Consider the following 1,310-nt stretch of genomic DNA (forward strand, 5'->3'; position numbering starts at 1 on the left):
GTGCGGGTGTCACCGGCACGTAATTCCAGCCAGCGCAGCCAGTTGGTTGTCAGATCACCAATGGCGACACGGACGCGGGACGGATGGGCACAATCAACCTCGGCGACGTTTCCGACGCGGATCAGATTGGCGAGGAGGCGGGCGATGTCTTCCATGCCTCCATGATGCTGGGCGAAGCCCCAATGCACCACGACGGCAAGTTGGCAATGTCAGATCACCAAATCACGGCTCAAGATGGCGCAGGTATGCATCTTCAATCAGCTGCAGCTCAGCGTCTGTCAGCCCCAGCAATTCGCGTTGTGGCATGCGAAAACGCCGTCCACGGTTTGACGTGGCCAGCTCACCGTACTGGTGAACAAAAGCCACCATGGCATCACGCCCACGAAAGCCTACCGCCAGATCATCCGCACTGGATTCAGCCTTCAAGTACCGCGCGGTGCGCAACCGGGCGAACATGGCACGCCTGCGGATCGTGCCTTTCTTGCTCCGTAGCTGCTTTCCTTGCTGACGTGGGGTGTAGGCTGTGCCGTCTGGATTGCGCTGCGCGGCGATACGGGAGGCCTGGCTACGGCGCAGCTCGACTGCTACGCGCCGGTTCACGGCTCTACGCTGGCCAGGCTCCAGCTTGCCCAGCATGCCCAACAGCCAGGCCTCCAGCTCGTGAAAGTCCTGGTCAGCCAAAACGCGGCTCCCAGGCAGGGACGGTGTAACGCCCCAGTTCCTGCCCATCACGCCGGTAAATGACCGTCATTTCATACTGCTGTTCAGGAAACTGTGGGTGTGGCGGCTCGCCTACGTGCTCAAGCGTCAGTACGCCACCCGCGTCCTGCTTGACGATAACGCGCTCGGTCAAATCAACCTGCAAAGCCAAATCCACCTGGCTGGAGCTAAGCACTTCAGCATCAAACCGAATCAGCTTTGCAGCCCTTTCTGGATTCTCAAACAATTCTGGCTGCTCGGTACGCAGCAAGGCCAGCAAGGGCAAGATCAACTGGTCGGCATGATGAGGGTAGTCCTGCACGATAACGCTCAAAGTGTAGCGGTACTCATAGGACAGGCTGGCGCTACCACGACAAGCAATGGAACCGCCCTCCAGGAACACCTGGAGCTTTTCTGGATCCCGGACCAGATACGGGTTAGCACGCTCAATGACCTGGCGAACTTTATCGGGTTTGAGCATCCTGGGCCTCCTGCTGGCAACGATAGACGGCATCTACCTGAGCGGCACACACAGCCCAATCATTCTCGACCTGGTCCAGCAATACGTTCAGATCACCGTTCGTCCGTGGCTGGCTCGCGGTCAGTGTGCA

General features: G+C 59.1%; 3 protein-coding genes. All 3 read right to left on the reverse strand.

All coding sequences use genetic code 11. From position 1 onward, the window contains the following. Positions 1–222 precede the first annotated feature (222 nt). From KOE80_RS20095 to lysC, 3 genes are read right to left on the reverse strand one after another with little or no spacing between them, the layout of a single operon-like run. Positions 223–681, reverse strand: a complete 459-nt coding sequence (locus KOE80_RS20095) for a phage virion morphogenesis protein (RefSeq protein ID WP_226349839.1) — start codon at positions 679–681, stop codon at positions 223–225. Then, a complete protein-coding gene (locus KOE80_RS20100; protein WP_226349840.1) occupies positions 674–1,180 on the reverse strand; it encodes a phage tail protein in 507 nt (168 codons plus the stop codon). Before KOE80_RS20100 ends, KOE80_RS20095 begins: the two co-directional genes overlap by 8 nt. After that, positions 1,164–1,262 carry an Rz1-like lysis system protein LysC gene (gene lysC, locus KOE80_RS20590; protein WP_413228950.1) on the reverse strand — a complete coding sequence of 33 codons (99 nt, stop codon included), beginning with the start codon at positions 1,260–1,262 and terminating at the stop codon, positions 1,164–1,166. The genes KOE80_RS20100 and lysC overlap by 17 nt, the downstream gene beginning before the upstream one ends. Positions 1,263–1,310 lie beyond the last annotated feature (48 nt).

This window comes from Alcaligenes sp. 13f (assembly GCF_020496585.1).
In the GTDB taxonomy this organism is placed as follows: Bacteria; Pseudomonadota; Gammaproteobacteria; order Burkholderiales; family Burkholderiaceae_B; genus Alcaligenes; species Alcaligenes phenolicus.

What these genes read in the sequence shown, in the direction of transcription:
- KOE80_RS20100 (WP_226349840.1), bottom strand. Translation starts at nt 1,180, where the DNA reads ATGCTCAAACCCGATAAAGTTCGCCAGGTCATTGAGCGTGCTAACCCG.